Raw genomic sequence first — 17,753 nt, 5'->3', positions numbered from 1 at the left:
AACAATTTTCTTAAATGCCTTGACCTTGACGCCACGGCAACCTCTATAGTAAGTTCTAAGCAAGAACGGAGGTGGTCACGATGACCTACAGCATTCAACAACTAGCGCAACTCGCCGGCGTTAGTCCGCGCACACTGCGCTACTACGACCAAATCGACCTGTTACCCGCGCAACGAAATCCAGTGAATGGATACCGTGAGTATCCCGCTAAAACGGTCGATCAGCTTCAGTTGATTCGTTACTTTCAGGAGTTTGGCTTCAGTCTAGCGCAGATTCAAACCTTACTCGCTCAGTCCCCTGCCGAACAAACGGCGGCACTCACCGCGCAACGGCGTCAACTGATTGCCAGCCGTGACCACCTCACGACCCTGCTGAATACTTTGGACCGCACACTAGCGGCCCGCAACGGAGGTCCCCAAATGACAGATACGGAAAAATTCGCTGCCTTTAAGCAGCAACAACTCACCCAAAACGAACAAGAATTCGGTGAAGAATCGCGTAAACGCTACGGCCAAACGGAATTCACCGCTAGTCAGAAAAAGTTTGCTGGTCTTACTGAAACCGACTATCAAGCGATGCAAACGACAGAAGAAAGGCTGGTTACCAAGCTTAAAGCCGTCGCGACTACGGGTGATCTGACCAGCAACACCGCCCACGAAGTCTATGATTTGCATCGGCAGTGGCTGTGTTTCACGTGGAACAATTACTCAGCTGAGGCCCACCGGGGTCTGGCCCAAATGTACCTTGACGATGACCGTTTTGCCCGGTATTACAACGACCGAGTAGGACTGGCTAACGCGACCGAAACGCTAGTGGCCATTATTCAGCGTTATGCGCACTAATCTACTAAAATTTACCTTAATTTCAGCAAAGATAGCGAATGTGTTACGATAATTATGCGCAACAAAGAGGCAACACAAGTCAAAAACAGCTAACACACTGGAGGTGAACCAAATTGAAATCAGGCTTTGGTCAACGATGGACCCGTGAGCTCAAACGACAATATAATCCCAAGTCAGTCCGCCGTTTGTTAGTCCTTATGCTAGTACTTCTAGTGGTCGCATTACTCTTCGGCGTCTTAGGATACGCAACGTTTGCTTTCGGTTGTCTAACCTTCGATTTCTTTCTATTTGCTGACTACCTGACCAACGTATTGGCTAGGCATAACATTCACATCATCTTCAGCCTTCTATTGGGAACACTGGGTGCTGCTGTTGCTTACGGTATCGCCGGTCTGTTCCTCATGTTTTTAAGCAAGTAGTACCAAGGTCTCACAAAAAGGGTAGAACCATCCTTAACGGGTGTTTCTACCCTTTCGTTTTAATTCCAAGCAGCCCTATTATTGTCAACCACGCCCGTTTAAAAACGGACGCTTGTGAGAACCACACCCCATGGCATGGCGACCACAATTTACTTAGATACAGCGCTAGCCTATGAATAGGACTTATCCGCTAATTACCAAAGCCTTTTAGGTCCGCAGGTTGCCAGACGGACTCATTTCTTATAGGGTTGCTAAACCCTTAGCTAATATATTTTTTGCCGCGTTATGATCACGGACATGGAATACCCCACAACTAGGACACGTCCACTTGCGATCAGCCAACGTCAACTTGTTTTTACCGGTCATGATGTACCCACAATGGCTACAAGTTTGCGTGGTATTTCGGGGATTGACAGTCAAAAATTTCCGACCATACAGATCAGCTTTATAAGCCAACATACCCAGTAATGTTCGCCAGCCAACATCCGCGATACTCATTGCCAGAGCGTGATTCCGTAACATATTTTTACTCCGCAGTTCTTCAGCTACGACTAAATCGTGGTTTTTGATCAAGGTCGTAGAGATGTGGTGCAGGAAGTTCTTGCGTTGATTAGCAACTTTAAGCTGTAATTTAACCACTAGTAACCGTTGCTTTTGATAATTCTTTGATTCTGATAGCCGTCGTTGACTCTTTTTAGCTCGTCTGGCTCGCCGTGCCAATTTGCGTTGGGCTTTAGCCAGCGTTCCCTTAATCATCCGGTAATAGCGTGGATTAGCAATCACCTGTCCATTGGAGTCCGTCAAAAAGTTATCAAGATTTAGATCAATCCCAGCCTTAGATTTCGCAACTTTTTGTTTGCCAACGAAAGGTTGTGCCGATCCAAGCTGCAGGGACACAAAGTAGTGACCCACAGCATCCATTGAGACCGTTGTCGTGCCAACTCTGACGTCATCGGCACGTGATAAAAGTTTTGATGGAAAACCCTTGAAACGGAGCCGTCCCAGCTTTGGTAGCCATAAGTGGTGGAAATCAGTTAACCTAACACTCCCATTGTTCATCGCTGGTGTCATCACCTTAACACCATAGAGACAAGATGTCTGGTAGGTCTGAGTATAACCACGTTTATGAAATTTAGGCGTCCCCGCCTGATGAACCTGGCGGAATAGCTTCCAGGCAGTTTTGTAATTTTTGATAGCATTAGCTTTCATCAGACTGTCAAAATCCGGATGATTGAGCCAACCATGAATATTGGAGATAGCAGTTGATGGCTTCTTTAGACGTTCAGTCAAATCAACGATTCGATCCAAGACAATTGCAATTGGAATCTTCACTTGTTTTAACCAGAATAGGTCATTGTTCATGCCATTCATCTGATTATAAATAAATCGACTAGCGTCACTGTTACGCTTAATCAACCGTTTCTGTTCGGTTGAAGGAAAGACTCTAACTTTAACCCCATAATGATAAGGTAATTGCGCCATTGTTTTCGCCATAAATTGCCACCTCCTTTTGCTTGATAGAAGCATACCATTTGCTTGATAGAAGCATACCATATGAGTATACTGTATCCATAGCAAAGTGATTTATAATAATATTTATGGAGGTATCATATGAGCAATGATGTTGGCGGAGTAATTCACGAACGAGGTTATGTTTACAACTTTCATTTTCACTTGATCTGGGTCACTAAATACCGGCATGAAGCATTTACAACGCCCAAGTTAGTCACTGAAATGGCCGACATTCTAACGAAAATAGCCCGACTGAACGAAGTGACTATTGAGCAAATGGAAGTAATGCCTGATCATATCCACCTACTACTAAGTTTTAAGCCCAAATACGCACCAACTAATGTTGTCAAAGCCTTTAAGGGCGGTTCGGCTCGCTTATTCTTTGAATTACACCCAGAAATAAAGGCTCAAAAGTTTGGGGGTGGACATCTCTGGTCTCCTAGTTACTTCATGAGTACTCTTGGTGATATGAGCAAGAAAACTGTAGAAAACTACATTGCCAGTCAGCGAAAGGCATAGTGGCATTCATCCCTTGCTTGAAAGCAAGGGATTTCTGCCTAGCTTATATTAAACTAACTATCATACGGATACTTTAAATAAATTGAATTCCTCGATTTAAAATTGAAGTGCAACACCTGCTCTACTAGACCAGTTCTTTATTCAGACTAGTCAAAAAGGCCATGAAGACCTATTCTTAATTCACCACAAACAAGAAAGAGGTATCTTCATGACCCGAATTAAGAATATCATATCTAATCAGTATCACCAACTCAATTTAGCTGAACGTGGTCGAATTGAAGCCCTAAGGGGCTTAGATTGGTCCATCCGCCGGATTGCCAAGGCTCTTCATCGTAATCCCAGTACGATTTCGCGTGAATTAAGACGGGGGACAACAACACAGATTAACGCTAATACTCGTATCTTCGAACAGTCATATCTGGCGGAAACTGGCGAAGCAGTTTATCGTAAGCACCGGCTAAACAGCTGTTATCGTGGACTCTTTGATCACTGTCAAACCTTCTGTAATGCTTTGGTTACAGCTTTAAAAGCTCGCCCCAGAATGCATAGTGTGGATACTTTTGTTCACCAATTCAAGACTAATTACCCAGGAGTTGTCTGTCCCTCAACACCGACGGTGTATCGATACATTGATGACCAGCGTTTAACTATCCGTAATTCAGACCTACCAGCTAAACTCCGTCGCCGAGTCAAACGTCCCGGAACAAAGCATCACCGAATCAATAAGAAGAATCTGGGCCATTCAATCGAAGAGCGTCCCACTGTGGTTCAAGCACGTCAAGAGCTTGGACACTGGGAAGGTGACTTGGTCAAAGGTAAACGAGTTGAATCTGAGCCAGCATTAATGACTTTGACTGAACGTGTTAGTCGTTTAGAAATCATCGTTAAACTTCCCAATTATCATGCCGACACTTGCTTGAAAGCCCTCCAGAACACCTTATATGACTATGGAACTGAGTACTTTAAAACCATTACTTTTGATAACGGTGCCGAGTTCTCAAGCTTGAGCCAAGTGGTGGGAACGGACATCTACTTTGCCCATCCTTATTCACCATGGGAACGCGGAACCAATGAGAACACTAACGGCCTTTTGCGCGAGTTCTTCCCGAAGGGTAGATCCTTGGTTTTGGCCTCACTCATTGATATTCAGCTGGCTCAGGATACCTTAAACAACCGGCTGCGGCGGTCATTAAACTATCGTTGCCCAGCCGATCTAATGCCTGAACTAGCTTAGCAACTAGACCACTTCTAAGAATAGATTCTTAGTGTTGCACTTGATTTGACAATTGAGGAATAAATTGAATTCGTAATTGTTTATGCGTTTTTTGCGCAATCTCTGCAAGAGTCTTGTTGCTCGCCGTCACAGCCCCTGCCTCGATCCGAGCAATTGTCGATTGTGGTTTGCCAATCAGATCGGCAAATGCTCGTTGAGAAAGTCCTAAGCTATCTCGTAATTGTTTAACGGCAACGGCAATCTCTAAGTCGATTTCCGCCTGGTCATATGCCTGAGCAAATTCTGGGCTTACCGCTTGTCTTTCCTGAATATAATCATCCACTCTTTTTAATACCATTAGCGCTCATCCCTCCTGACAAAGATGCCTCGTAGTCTTTTCCCACGATTAATTTCTCGAATAGGTGTCTTTTCGGTCTTTTTGGTGAAGCCATGCGTAATCACGTATTCTGACCCTTCTAAATGGAAATAAATGACACGCTGAATATTATTTCCTTGTTGTGCACGTAACTCGTACAAATTATCATCCAACTTCTTAACCCACTTCATTTGAATAGCCAAAGCCATCCCCTTATTCTGGGTCCACTTGATAATCTTCAGTAGCTTAGCTGCATCCTTATCCGGGAGCGCCCTTAAATATTGATTAAAGGTACCCTCGTCAGCGTAAACAAAATGGATTTTTTCCATACGCAAATGATAGCATTAATGCTATCAGCTGTCACTTCCTTTCCCTTGCTTTTTAAGTATCACCTATGGATTCAATCCCTACTAGCAAACATCCATTCTTTTTTCAAAAAACCAACAGTCATCTAATTTGAAATGAAGCCTCTATCGAACCAATCGTTTGTCTTATACACAACTATTATGTATAGTTCATTTGTAAAAAGAGGTTCCTCTATGACAATAACGACAAGAAAAATGCTTGAATTCTCCAAACAAGCCGGTCTAAATTAAACGAAAGAGGTGATTGCTGTGCGATCGCTAACAATACTACCTCTCCTAATAATACTAATTGCTTGGCTATATAAAGAACAAATAAATACTTTTTACCTGAATCACCAAAAATTTTTTAATAACATTTGGGTAAACGTTATCACTTTTGGAATATGTACATTTGTCTTAATGATTGTACAGTTCAAAATCTCGTTTCTAAATATAATGACTTTTCTCATGATAAATGTTCTTATTGACGGTTGGCTTGTTTTTAAGCAACGGAAGGGAAGTTAAATTCTACTTAACGACGTCACAATTTCTCTTAAGAAATATTGTCTCCCATCCTACCGTCACCGTTCCGGATGCACTGACCCGTTGATAAAAGTCCTCAGCTGCTTGAGCACTGGCTGGATCATCCGCATTGATATCTAAAATCATGTCAATCTGATTCGTGGGTTCCGATTTACCGCGAAAGGCATCGGCACACTGGAAGCTCACGCCCAAGATGTCAAATCCGGCATGAATCGTAATATTATCGAGATTAGCATCGGCCGGCAGCCCGAACTGTTGGACCTGCGCTGCATCCGGACTGAAGCTGGCCTTCCGCAAGAATCACACTCACATTGTCAGAAAGAACGTCTCCATCCCCGAATACCTCAACGAATTGGGCAAGAAACAAGGCCTGAATTTCTCCGAGGTTTTGACCGAAGCTCTCCATGACAAATTGAACGCCTAAACGGCACCGAGCGATTGGCTCGGTGCTGTTTTTTTATTTTTCAGTGAAGGCGGTCTTCCAATCCACTTCTCGAGCCAAGCGTGCCAAGCTCCCGGGGTGCACTACACGATAGTGGTGGCCCACCTTCTCCAAATAACCCAATTTCACAAAATCCGCCAATACATATAACAGATGACGATACGACACACCCAGGTACTGTGCAACCTGCGTGTGTTTTTCTTCGTACATCTCATTGTTCGCCGTTAACAGGATAAAACCAGCTAGTCTCTGCGACAAGGTGAACGCTTGATTCTGCGAGAACGTCCTAATATTTCGCGAGTTTTTCCGGCCTAAATACTGACACACACTTCGCAAGAACGTCGTGTCCTGCAACAACTGCTGCTGGTATTGCGCCATTGGCAAGGCCAGACACCAGCAGTCTTCGATGGCCTGCACCGTGAATGACGGACTTCTGGAATCGAGCAGTTCCATCTCGCCAATAAAGCAGGGCGGCGTAAAAAAGTCGATCAGCGCTACCTTCCCGTTGGCTAAGGTGTCGTAAAGTTTCGTCTTCCCTTTAACCAGGTACAGCAAGTCCCGTGGCCGATCCGGTGCCTGCACGATGATACTCTTCGCCGGAAACAAGTAGAGCCGGGCAGCCTGAGCAACATCAAAGGAGAACTGGCGGTCGTAGCCCCACTCTTCAATAAACTGTTGTTTTAAGTCTTCATTTTTAATGATTCGCAAGTTAAATTCACCTCAAGTATGAGATTTCTCATACTTACCTTAACAACCAGCCCGCTATAATGCAATCAGTAAGTAAGGGCTTACACATAATTCAGGAGGTCTTTCAAATGACAAAACGTAAAATTATTCTCGATTGTGATCCAGGCCATGACGACGCGATTGCTATGCTGATGGCGAATGCTCACCCGGACATCGATCTACTGGGAATTACCATTGTCGCCGGTAATCAAACCCTCAAGAAAACCGTTCACAACGGCTTAAACGTCGCACAGTTACTGGATATCAACACTAAGATCTACCCTGGGATGCCGCAACCCCTGGTACGCGAACAAGTTGTAGCGGGTAACGTCCACGGCAAGACTGGTCTAGATGGTCCCGTCTTCCCCGAACTACACCGGACTGCCGAAAAGGAAAACGGTGTCCGCTTCATCATCGACACACTCCTTGCGAGTGATGGCGACATTACCCTAGTACCAACTGGTCCACTGACCAACATTGCCACTGCCATGCGGATGGAACCGCTAATCATCCCCAAGATTAAAGAAATCGTCTTGATGGGCGGAGCATACGGCACTGGTAACTTCACACCATCCGCTGAGTTTAACATCTTCGCTGACCCCGAAGCCGCCCACGTTGTCTTCAAGTCTGGCGCTCCCATTGTCATGATGGGCTTAGACCTGACGAACCAAACCATCTGCACCCCAGATATCATCAAACGCATGGAGGCTGTGGGCAACAAAGCTGGAAAATTATTTGGTGACCTCCTACGGTTCACACTGAAAACACAATTTGAAGAATTTGGCTTAGCTGCTGGTCCGATCCATGACGCCACCACCATTGGTTACCTCATCAACCCAGAGCTCTTCGACCTGCAGGATATGTTTGTCGAAGTCGACATCAATCGGGGCCCCTCTTACGGTCGGACCGTCTGCGATGAAAACAACGTCTTAGGCAAACCAGCCAACGCTAAGGTTGGAAAAGGCATCAACACAGCCGGGTTCTTTGACCTCGTTGAGCACTGCATTCGGATGTACTAAATCCCATTTCAAATGAAAGAGGTTATGTGCCATGTATCTTGCAATCAATGCCGTGGGCGTGGTGGTCTTCCTGATCATCGGCTTTCTCTTTTCAAAAAATAAACACCAGATCTACTGGCGGTCCATTGGCATCATGTTGACCCTAAACCTAATCTTAGCCTGGTTCTTTACCAGTTTTAGTGTCGGCCAAGACGCCGTTAAGGCCGCTGCCGATGGCTTCAACTGGTTAGTCGAAGTGTCCTATCAGGGGATTGTCTTCGCACTCCCAAATTGGGTCACACCAGCTTTTGGTGGAACTGCCAAGTCAATGAACTTCATTACCAGTGCGCTACTCCCCGTGCTGATGATTGTGCCCCTCTTTGATATTCTGACCTATATCGGCGTGCTTCCTTGGATCATCAAGTGGATTGGGCGTGGTCTTTCCTTTATCACTGGCCAACCACGCTTCGAATCATTTTTCGCCGTTGAAATGATGTTTCTGGGCAACACCGAAGTCCTGGCTATCTCTGGAATTCAGCTACGGCAAATGCGCGCCGAACGTAATCTAACGCTCGCCATGATGTCAATGAGCTGTGTGACAGCTTCCATCTTGGGTGCTTATACCCAGATGGTCCCCGGCCAATTCGTCTTAACCGCCGTCCCCATCAACGTGATTAACGCGATTATTGTTACTAACCTGTTGAATCCCGTTCAAGTGGCCGCCGAAGAAGATACCATCGCCACGGTCGGCACTGAGGGACAGGATGACAATGGCAAACGGGAACCGTTCTTCTCTTTTCTAGGCGACTCCATCCTGACTGCTGGCCGGTTGACCCTCATCATTGTGGCCAACGTTATTGCCTTCGTCGCTCTCGCAGCCTTAGTGGATAAGTTGTTGGGTCTCATCTGGCAGCCCCTGTCGCTCGAAAGCATTCTTGGTGTCATCATGTTTCCTTTTGCCTGGTTGCTGGGTTTTCCCGTACACCAAGCCTGGCTTCTCTCGCAGGACATGGGACTCAAGCTCGTCACTAACGAATTTGTTGTCATGGGTAAAGTTGCCGGTAGTGTCATCAACGGCTACACGCCCCATCTACGCGCCGTATTAACCGTCTTTCTAACATCATTCGCTAACTTTGGAACGACCGGGATGATCATCGGAGCCTTCAAAGGCCTAGTTGATAAAGAAAAGAACGATCTGATCGCTAAAAACGTTGGTTACATGCTGTTATCAGGGATTCTAGTCTCCCTGTTGTCGGCCGGAATTGTCGGTCTATTTGTTTGGTAATGCTATAAATGCTCATCACTGTAAAAAGCAGCGATGAGCATTTTTTAATTACGCATTCGGATCTTTAATCTGGCTCCACGGCATCACGTGCAGCATCCACGAGATCCCATACTTATCGGTAAAGTGGCCCATCTTGCCACCCCAGAACTGCGGCTCAAATGGCATGTCAACCGTCACCGTTCCGGAGGCAACCACCCGTTGATAGAAATCCTCGGCGGCTTGGGCACTCGCAGCGTCATCAGCATTGATATCTAGGATCATGTCAATCTGATTCGTGGGTTCCGGTTTACCACGAAAAGCATCCGCACATTGGAAGCTCATCCCAAGAATACTGAATCCGGCGTGCATGGTGATATCATCCAAATTCGCCCCCGCTGGTAGCCCGAACTGCTTAGCCTGGGCAGCATCTGGACTGAAACGATAGACATCCGCTGCGCCAAACACCTCTTGATAATAGGTCAAGGCATCCTTGGCACTTTCAAACGAAATACTGGGAATCAATCGTGATTGCATGGCAAAACATCTCCTTGATTTGAATAGCCTAAGTGTACCAAGTTCCTTGCTTACTGGGTAGTGATTACCTTTAATCAGTGACGAATTTCTGGGTGCTCGCCGTTAAATGTTTCATGTGAAACATCGCTGGACTTTCCCACCAACCAATTTATTTTTCACTAAATCGCTACTATAAGGAGACTCGATAACGTGCTGTTCCGCACCGCACAATTTTAGATTTCCCCGTTGACAATCCAAGTTTCAGTGATAAACTAGCAATTATTAACAATTGATTAGAAAATTAAAATGTGATGATGAAGCCCAGTAACGCAGGTCACCCCTTGTTAGCGAACCCGGTTTAGTGAGAGCGGGTCAAGGTCGCCAGCGTGAACATCCCTTCGGAGCTGTTTGCTGAAATTAAAGTAAGTCTATACCGGTAGCAACCGTTATCAATGCAGTGAATCGCGAGTGTGGTTCGATTTCCCAGTAGATCCTAGACTCTGGGAACGTCCCTCTAGGAAGCTCGCCGTTCATGGATAGCGCTACTTTTTGAGTAGCACAAATAAGGTGGTACCGTGCAGACTGCGCCCTTACGGAGAGTTTTTTCCGTAGGGGCGCATTTTTTATTTTCAGGGTATTTCTAATCAATTGAAATTCTAGGAGGTTTTTGTATGAAGCATCTCGCTTATACCGCACCGTTAGCCCTACTCTTACTCTTCACCCTGAGTGGCTGCGGGAGCGCTGCCGGTAACACCACTAAGAATCGCACACTTAACGTCACGCTTCCCAGCGAACCCGCCACCGCCGACCCCAACAAGTCGACCGATACCAATAGTGGGAGCGTGATCTCCCAGACCATGGAAGGCCTCTATACTTATGATCAATCCGGGAAGGTCGTTGCCGGCGTCGCCACGAAGGTGGTCAAACCGACTAACAACGGCAAGACCTACACGTTTAACCTCCGTAAGACGGCCAAATGGGCCAACGGACAGACCGTCACAGCCCAAGACTTCGTCACCTCACTGCGCCGCTGGGTCGACCCGAAGACCAAGGCACAATATGCCAACAAGCTTTCCGCCATCAAAGGTTACGCCGCTATCCAAAACGGTAAGGCAGACCCATCTACGTTTGGCGTGAAGGCCCTCAATAAGACTAAACTTCAGATCACCCTGAGTCAGGCTGTGCCCTACTTCGACGACCTTGTCTCCGACTACTATCCTCTGAACACTGCTGCTGTGAAGAAATACGGGCAAAAGTACGGGACTAACGCCGCCAAAACCATGAGTAACGGCGCCTACAAGCTCGTTGGTTGGACTGGCAGTAATTCGACTTGGACCTACGTCAAAAACCCCCACTACTGGGATGCCAAGAACGTGAAGATCAAGAAGGTCAAGGTGAACGTTACCAAGGATGAGAGCACTGCCGCCACGTTGTTTAAGAGTGGCAAGATCCAGGAGACAACGGTTAGCGGTCAATACGTCCGGGCTAATGCCAACAACAAGGAGCTCCACAAAACGTTGCAGGGCCGGCTACAGTACCTCTACGTCAACAGTAAGAAGGCTGCGACTAATTCCGAGAACCTGCGTCAAGCGGTTGCCTATGTGACTAACCGTTCTACTTTAACAAACAAAGTCTTAGTCGATGGTTCCAAGCCCGCCCTCAATGCGGTTCCTCGTGGCGACCAAGCCAATCCCAAGACGGGAGAAGACATGGCGACCCAACTGGGGAATCTCTTGCCAACAGATGTTGCCAAGGCCAAGACTTACTGGGCTAAATATTTAAAGGAGACCGGTAAGACCAAAGTCACCTTGAATCTATTGACCGATGACACTGACGACGACAAGCACGTGGGGACCTACCTTCAATCCGTAATGGAGAAGAACTTCAAGGGATTGAAAGTTACCACGACCTCCATCCCCCACGCCCAACACGTGGCGCGGGACTTCGCAGGAACCTTCGAACTCAATTTAACCGGCTGGTCCACCAATTTATTAGACGCTTCAGACTTCCTGAACTTAGCCGCCAAAGATAACACGGTCAACTTCACCGGCTGGAACGATCCCGCATTCAACACGCTCCTAGCCAAGGCCGCAACCCAAACGGGCCTGCCCCGCTACAACACCTTAATGGACGCCAACCAACGCCTGATGGCGGTCAAGGGCTACATCCCACTGTACCAACCATCACAGGCAAAGCTTGTCAGCAAAGATGTTGGGGGCTTGAAGGATACGCTGTTGCACGGTGCGCAGTATAAGTATGCGTACTGGAAGTAAGAGAGTGGAGCAAGCCGCTTAGATTCTGAGCATTAGGGAAATAAGGGGATTCTGTTCGGCCTCGCCGGACAGGAGTCACTTATTTATCTAAGCGGAAGAATCTGGCTTGCGGAACTCGTTTCAAAAGCCGCATATTTCCGGATATAAGGGCGAGAGACAATTTATCTCTTTAAACTAGACTTGCCATTGAGACAGGAGGACTTAGGGTTCTAAGCGGAAGAACCTGCCTTGCGGAACTCGTTTCAGAGGCCGCAAGTTTCCGGATATAAGGGGCGAGAGCAAGTCCAAAGAACTAAACCAAATTAACCAGCAACAATGCTTAAAACCAAAGTAAAAAAGTACCAATGTCCCAAAGCCGCCCGTACCCCAAGCCTCCCAGTCCACAGCTACCACCAAGACATCCTCAAATGTTTCTCGGCGGCTGTGGTCTCCGATACTTCAGGCCTGTGCGGCGCTTCACCAGAACTATGTATCAATCCAAACTACAACGATTTCTATACATTCTCATCTATATAATCACGACACAAAATTCAGGAGGAATTTATATGACCAAAACCACTTTCTTTAATTTCACCTTATTCGATGGCACCAACGATCAAAATCAAGCCGACGCGTGGTTTACCGTCGATGACACCTCCGGTAAATTAGTCGACCGTGGGCAGGGCACGCCCACACCGGCTGATGCCAGCGTCGACCTCAACGGCCAATACGTCATGCCGGGCTTCATGAACGTTCACGTCCACGTCACCGCCGATACGCAGGCACTCCAAGGCAAGGAACACTCCGAAGCCGAGGCTGGCGTTCTGGCCTTCACCAATTTACAAACGCTACTCAAGTCTGGGGTTACCTACGTCCGGGGCTGCGGGACCGGCTACGATGCCGATGTAAAGCTGAAGAAGCTTCAACAATCTGGCCAATTACCCCATACCCCGCATATGTTGACCTCGGGCAAAGCCTTCTCAATGACGGGTGGTCACGGGGATTCCCCTCACGGCGGGCATGCGGTCGACTCCCCCGATGAAATGCGTAAGGCCGTTCGTACCGCATTTAAGAATGGTGCCGAGAGCATCAAGGTCATGGCAACCGGTGGTGTCATGACGCCCAACGACTTTATGGAAGACGCACAGCTCTCCGTGGCTGAAATGCACGTGGCCGTTGAAGAGGCTCACCACAAGCGCCGGGTCGTTGCCGCCCATGCCGAGGGGAATCCCGGCATCCAAAACGCCTTAGACGCCGGCGTGGACTCCGTAGAACATGGCTTCTACGTCACCGAAGATGAGGCCAAGCAGATGGTCAAGCAGGGCACATACCTGACGCCCACGCTGATTGCCGAATGGGTCATCCCCGAACAGGGTCACGGCGTTTTACCCGACTGGGAGGTCAAAAAGGCTGCCGATGCCCTGGATGACACCTACGTCAACATGCGCCGGGCTTTCCAACTCGGGGTAAAATTCACCTGTGGGACCGATGCCGGAACGCCTTTCAACGGTTTCGACTTAACACCCAGTGAATTTGGCCTCTTGACCAAATTGGGCATGACCCCGGCGCAGGCCTACCAGTGTTCAACCCTGAACTCGGCCGCCTTGATGGGCGTCGACCAGGAGTATGGTACTTTGGAGGTCGGTAAATTCGCCGATTTCCAAGTTCTGAAGGCCGACCCACTCGCCGACACTGCCAACGTCGTTCAGACCGACAAACAGGTCTACCTCGGCGGCCACCGCGAATTCTAACCCTTGTTAAAGAGCAATGCGTCCGCACGGGATCCGACCCCTGGTGCTGGCGCATTGCTTTTTATCGTCTCGTGGCAATGGCAAAATATTTATTTCGTTGTATTAACGATTTACCAGTTGACTTTCATTTTTATTCCGGTAAACTGAGGAGACCTTCCTCAGTTTCGAGATGATTATCTGTAGTCACACCAATATGAACCCTTTCCAAGCTAAAATGGACCAGTCAATATCTGCACTGGTCCATTATTTTTTAACTACTAAAGCGGCTAAACGCGTATTCATTTACGTCCGTCTTAAAACTGGCGTTGCATCTGCCGAGACAACTCATCGGTAGCCTTTATCGCGGAGAAGACATCGCGAGCACTCACCGGAAAACCCATGTTGTGGATGGTCTCCCCGGATTGAACTGCCAGCTTGGCAACCTTCATCAAATCCTCGTCGCTGGCTTCGTCCAAGTAAAGGTCGGCTAAAGTCGTCGGCAATCCCAGATCGGCTTCAAAGTCCAAGTAACGTTGAAACTCAGCGTCGGTTGCGCCCTCCAGAACCAGGTTGAGGAGCGTACCAAACGCCACTTTTTGCCCGTGCGATAGCTTGTGCACGTCACCGGATAACGCGGTCAAGCCGTTCTGAAAACTATGGGCTGCGGCGAGTCCGGAGCTTTCGGCCCCGACACCGCTCAGGAGAATGTTGGCTTCGATGATGTGGCTCAACGCCGGCGTAACCACGTGGTCGGCAGCCGCGGAGACGGCTTGCCCAGTGTATTTAAACAACAACGACTCGCACTTCTCAGCAAGTGCCAACCCGGCGGCCGTCTGATCAGTCTGCAGGGGTAATAGCGTGGTCGCCCGGGCCCGCGCAACCGTCTGAGCTTCGACGTTGGTCGACAACGCATCCGCAATCCCGTCAACCAGGAAGCGGACGGGTGCCCCAGCAATCACGGTCGAATCCACCAACACCAGATCGGGATTCTTGTCATAAAATTGATACTTCAAGAATTCCCCATTAGGTGAATAAATGACACTCAGCCGCGTGCACGGCGAATCATTGGACGCTAGCGTGGGGACAATCACGACGGGCACGTGGAGCTGATCGCCAACAGCTTTAGTGGTGTCGTTGGTCTTCCCACCACCCAAGGCAATGACGAACTTGGCATCCTTGGCCTCCCCAATAGCTTGAATCCGCGCAATCTCTTCCGGGGAACTCTCGCCATTGAAGTGGATATGTTCAATCTTGAGCCCATCCGCTGTCAGATGCTGATAGAATTGTCCACCCACCAATTCCCAAACGATATCGTCAGCAATCAACAGGCCGTGGTTGCCAAACGGGGCAATGTAGCGGGCCGCGTGCTGCAGAAGCCGGTCACCCTGAACGTAGGTCGAGGGACTCGCAAATGCTGTAATCATTTCCAATACCTCCTCATTGAACTAGTTCCCATTCTAAAGAGTTCGCGAGAAACCCACCGGTCAACGGCTCGGATTACACGACTTAAGATAGCCAATGCCCGCAACTAGCAAAAAGGAGACAGTGGTCATTAACCGCCGTCTCCTTAAAAGATGCTTGATCCTACCGTTAATTCTTAACCGTTGCCGTAGCACCTTCGCTCTTCCGGTGCCAGTACAGTTCGATTTCTTCCAATGACTTTCCTTTGGTTTCCGGAACCTTGCGCCAGATGAAGATGGCCGCAATCATAGTCACTGCCACGTAGAGCATAAAGGTCCAGCCTTCCCCGATATTCTTAGTCAGGATTGGGAAGGTATAGCTCAACGCGAAGTCACTCAGCCACAGAATCAGTGTACAGATGGACATTGCCCGTCCCCGGATCTTAGAGGGAAAGATTTCAGACAACATGATCCAGGTCACCGGCGCTAACGAAATGGCGTAGGACGCGATGGCCAACAGGATGAAGGTCAACGTAACCGCACCAGGAGCCTGCATGAAGAAGCAGAGCGCAACAACCAGTAAGCACAGAGACATTGCAAAGGATCCCCAGCCCAGTAAGGCTTTCCGACCAACTCTGTCGACCAATCCCAAGGAAACAATCGTAATCACCATGTTAATGACCCCGATGGAGACCGTCGCCATGAACGCTCCGTTCTGCCCGAAGCCGGCTCCCTTAAAGATTTCCGGCGCGTAGTACATGATTGCGTTACTCCCGGAGAACTGCTGGAAGATTGCCAGTAACACCCCAATCATTAATACGGGGAGCCAAGTCTTATTGAACAGATCCTTAAACGAAGTGTCATCCACCACTTTTTCGGAAGCCACAATGTCGTCTAACTGCGTCTGCGCTGCGGCATCGTCACCTTCCACGCGTTTCAAGACGCTCAGTGCTGCATCCGCCTTACCATGTTGCTGAAGCCAGCGGGGACTTTCACCCGCCGGAATCAGCGCGAGCAGGAACAACACGGACGGTAAGACGCCGACCCCCATCATCCACCGCCAACCGGTAGAGACGTTCCAGGCCTGTGTAGACCCGGAGACAATGGCGGCGTTGACGAAGTAAACCACGAAGATCCCAATCGTAATGGCTAACTGGTTCACGGTAACCAGTTTTCCTCGGACCTCTGCTGGCGCCATTTCGGCAATGTACAGTGGCGTAATCAGCGAGGTCAGGCCGATCCCAATCCCGGCGAGCATCCGCCAGATGACCAGCGTCATGTAACTTCCGGCCAAGGCAGCCCCGACTGAGGAACCGGCAAAGATGATCGCCGACAGCACCAGAATCTTCTTCCGACCAAATAGATCACTGAGAACCCCAGCAATCGTGACCCCAATGGCACACCCAATCAAGATACACGAGGTGACCCAACCGACTGCCGCGCTACTCAACGCGAACTTGATCTGCAAAAACCCGACGGCCCCGGAGATCACAGCGGTATCGTACCCAAACAGGAGTCCACCCAACGCGGCCGCACAAGAAATTAAGATCACGTAGGAACTTAGTTTTTTCTTTTTCATTTTTATTTTCTCCAATCGTTGCTCGCTGAAATTAAGCGTCTCAACTTATCTAAGAACCAGCTAAAAGTCGAATTGCCAACTAGTCTGACGGTCATAGTGTTCCCCTGGCATCAACGTCAGCGGCGTTAGATCACTACCTTCCTGGGGCGCGACCTGTGCTTCAAACGCTACACCACCGTACTGGCCGATCTTGGCCGTAACTCCTGGCGTGTGGGCAAAGTGATTGGCCGTATAGACGACCACCGCTGGCGCCGTCGTTTGCATCCGCATAACGCGATTCTTTCGTGGCGATGTCAGCGTGACCACCGGTTGGCGTCCCGTCAACATGAAGGGATGATTCAGTCCCCGTTCAGCCACAATCGCCGGATCATTCCCCTCGAGGACATCCCCGAGACGTTTCCCCCGACGAAAATCAAACACGGTGCCAGCAACCGCCGCACGACCACGATACGGCAAACTTTCTGCATCCAAAGGAAGATAATAGTCGCTCGCAATCTTCAAGTGCTGATCCACCACGGTCGTTTCCGGTCCATCCAGATTGAAGTACACGTGGTTGGTCGGATTGAAGACTGTCACTTGGTCCGTCACCGCCTGAATGCGGTAAGTTAGCCGGTTCTGGTTATCTAGTTCATAACTCACCTGCATTTTCAGCGTTCCCGGATAGCCATTGGCGCCATTGGGATCGACTAGAGTCATCGTCACTTTGACGCTGCGCTCCGTAATCTGCGGTTGAAAGGCAAAGACCTGTGTATCCGTCCCGGTCCCCCCGTGGGCGTGATTCTTGCCACTGTTCACCGGCAGTTGAATCAGCTGGTTGCCCAGTCGCCATTGGCCACGCCGCACGCGACCCACGATTCGGCCAACCGTGCCGCCCAAGTAGTTTCGTGCCACGGCGTAATCAGCCGGGGAAGGTAGCGACAGAATGACATTTTCAAGACCATTCTCACCAGGTAATAACACTTGTTCCAACGTAGCCCCGTAGTTCAGCAGTTTGACCTGCATCCCCTGGTCGTTGGTCAGCGTCAGTTCACAATAGTCCTTGCCCGCTTGATGGTCATACTTTTCCACTGTAATATCCATG

17 protein-coding genes are annotated in these 17,753 nt (G+C 48.8%); 8 read left to right on the top strand and 9 right to left on the bottom strand.

Going from position 1 to position 17,753, the window contains the following annotated elements:
- The first annotated feature begins 80 nt into the window (after positions 1 to 80).
- Both ACEPSU_RS00650 and ACEPSU_RS00645 read left to right on the top strand, forming a co-directional pair.
- Positions 81 to 842: a MerR family transcriptional regulator gene (locus ACEPSU_RS00650; RefSeq protein ID WP_395322125.1), complete on the top strand. Its 762-nt coding sequence runs from the start codon at positions 81 to 83 to the stop codon at positions 840 to 842.
- 197 nt (positions 843 to 1,039) lie between these two features.
- On the top strand, positions 1,040 to 1,261 hold the full coding sequence (locus tag ACEPSU_RS00645) for a hypothetical protein (protein WP_395361575.1): 222 nt from the start codon (positions 1,040 to 1,042) through the stop codon (positions 1,259 to 1,261).
- Positions 1,262 to 1,501: 240 nt separating this feature from the next.
- Here the strand turns inward: ACEPSU_RS00645 and ACEPSU_RS00640 are convergent, their stop codons facing one another.
- Positions 1,502 to 2,755, bottom strand: coding sequence for an RNA-guided endonuclease InsQ/TnpB family protein (locus tag ACEPSU_RS00640; RefSeq protein WP_395322121.1), 1,254 nt, complete (start codon positions 2,753 to 2,755; stop codon positions 1,502 to 1,504).
- A 117-nt stretch (positions 2,756 to 2,872) separates the two neighbouring features.
- Here ACEPSU_RS00640 and tnpA point away from each other — a divergent pair, with 117 nt between their 5' ends.
- Entirely contained in the window at positions 2,873 to 3,292 is a 420-nt protein-coding gene (gene tnpA, locus ACEPSU_RS00635) for an IS200/IS605 family transposase (protein WP_395322119.1), read from the top strand.
- Positions 3,293 to 3,500: 208 nt separating this feature from the next.
- Positions 3,501 to 4,526: an IS30 family transposase gene (locus ACEPSU_RS00630; RefSeq protein WP_060463087.1), complete on the top strand. Its 1,026-nt coding sequence runs from the start codon at positions 3,501 to 3,503 to the stop codon at positions 4,524 to 4,526.
- Between the two features lie 28 nt (positions 4,527 to 4,554).
- Here ACEPSU_RS00630 and ACEPSU_RS00625 read toward each other — a convergent pair whose 3' ends face one another.
- From ACEPSU_RS00625 to yeiL, 4 genes are all read right to left on the bottom strand, one after another.
- Positions 4,555 to 4,863 carry a helix-turn-helix domain-containing protein gene (locus ACEPSU_RS00625; RefSeq protein ID WP_395322117.1) on the bottom strand — a complete coding sequence of 103 codons (309 nt, stop codon included), beginning with the start codon at positions 4,861 to 4,863 and terminating at the stop codon, positions 4,555 to 4,557.
- Positions 4,863 to 5,210, bottom strand: coding sequence for a type II toxin-antitoxin system RelE/ParE family toxin (locus tag ACEPSU_RS00620; protein ID WP_395322115.1), 348 nt, complete (start codon positions 5,208 to 5,210; stop codon positions 4,863 to 4,865). The genes ACEPSU_RS00625 and ACEPSU_RS00620 overlap by 1 nt, the downstream gene beginning before the upstream one ends.
- A 543-nt stretch (positions 5,211 to 5,753) precedes the next feature.
- The gene (locus tag ACEPSU_RS00615; RefSeq protein WP_395322113.1) at positions 5,754 to 6,065 is read right to left on the bottom strand and encodes a hypothetical protein; all 312 of its coding nucleotides are present in this window, start codon (positions 6,063 to 6,065) and stop codon (positions 5,754 to 5,756) included.
- Positions 6,066 to 6,225: 160 nt separating this feature from the next.
- The gene (gene yeiL, locus ACEPSU_RS00610; protein WP_395322111.1) at positions 6,226 to 6,918 is read right to left on the bottom strand and encodes a transcriptional regulator YeiL; all 693 of its coding nucleotides are present in this window, start codon (positions 6,916 to 6,918) and stop codon (positions 6,226 to 6,228) included.
- 107 nt (positions 6,919 to 7,025) lie between these two features.
- On the opposite strand from yeiL, the gene rihB reads away from it, so the two are divergent.
- A complete protein-coding gene (gene rihB / locus ACEPSU_RS00605; protein WP_395322109.1) occupies positions 7,026 to 7,955 on the top strand; it encodes a ribosylpyrimidine nucleosidase in 930 nt (309 codons plus the stop codon).
- Between the two features lie 31 nt (positions 7,956 to 7,986).
- Positions 7,987 to 9,219 carry a NupC/NupG family nucleoside CNT transporter gene (locus ACEPSU_RS00600; protein WP_395322107.1) on the top strand — a complete coding sequence of 411 codons (1,233 nt, stop codon included), beginning with the start codon at positions 7,987 to 7,989 and terminating at the stop codon, positions 9,217 to 9,219.
- Positions 9,220 to 9,267: 48 nt separating this feature from the next.
- Here the strand turns inward: ACEPSU_RS00600 and ACEPSU_RS00595 are convergent, their stop codons facing one another.
- The gene (locus tag ACEPSU_RS00595) at positions 9,268 to 9,732 is read right to left on the bottom strand and encodes a VOC family protein (protein WP_395322105.1); all 465 of its coding nucleotides are present in this window, start codon (positions 9,730 to 9,732) and stop codon (positions 9,268 to 9,270) included.
- Positions 9,733 to 10,382: 650 nt separating this feature from the next.
- On the opposite strand from ACEPSU_RS00595, the gene ACEPSU_RS00590 reads away from it, so the two are divergent.
- Entirely contained in the window at positions 10,383 to 11,984 is a 1,602-nt protein-coding gene (locus ACEPSU_RS00590; RefSeq protein WP_395322103.1) for a peptide ABC transporter substrate-binding protein, read from the top strand.
- Positions 11,985 to 12,529: 545 nt separating this feature from the next.
- On the top strand, positions 12,530 to 13,714 hold the full coding sequence (locus ACEPSU_RS00585) for an amidohydrolase family protein (protein ID WP_395322101.1): 1,185 nt from the start codon (positions 12,530 to 12,532) through the stop codon (positions 13,712 to 13,714).
- 293 nt (positions 13,715 to 14,007) lie between these two features.
- On the opposite strand, the gene ACEPSU_RS00580 is transcribed toward ACEPSU_RS00585, so the two are convergent.
- The 3 genes from ACEPSU_RS00580 to ACEPSU_RS00570 form a co-directional block, all read right to left on the bottom strand.
- The gene (locus tag ACEPSU_RS00580; RefSeq protein ID WP_395322099.1) at positions 14,008 to 15,117 is read right to left on the bottom strand and encodes a glycerol dehydrogenase; all 1,110 of its coding nucleotides are present in this window, start codon (positions 15,115 to 15,117) and stop codon (positions 14,008 to 14,010) included.
- A 166-nt stretch (positions 15,118 to 15,283) separates the two neighbouring features.
- Entirely contained in the window at positions 15,284 to 16,672 is a 1,389-nt protein-coding gene (locus ACEPSU_RS00575) for a sugar porter family MFS transporter (RefSeq protein ID WP_395322097.1), read from the bottom strand.
- Between the two features lie 60 nt (positions 16,673 to 16,732).
- Entirely contained in the window at positions 16,733 to 17,752 is a 1,020-nt protein-coding gene (locus ACEPSU_RS00570) for an aldose epimerase family protein (protein WP_395322095.1), read from the bottom strand.
- Position 17,753 lies beyond the last annotated feature (1 nt).

The sequence above is a fragment of the Levilactobacillus parabrevis genome, from assembly GCF_044051715.1.
Classification (GTDB): domain Bacteria; phylum Bacillota; class Bacilli; order Lactobacillales; family Lactobacillaceae; genus Levilactobacillus; species Levilactobacillus parabrevis.
This window is presented reverse-complemented; position numbering and strand designations above follow the sequence as displayed.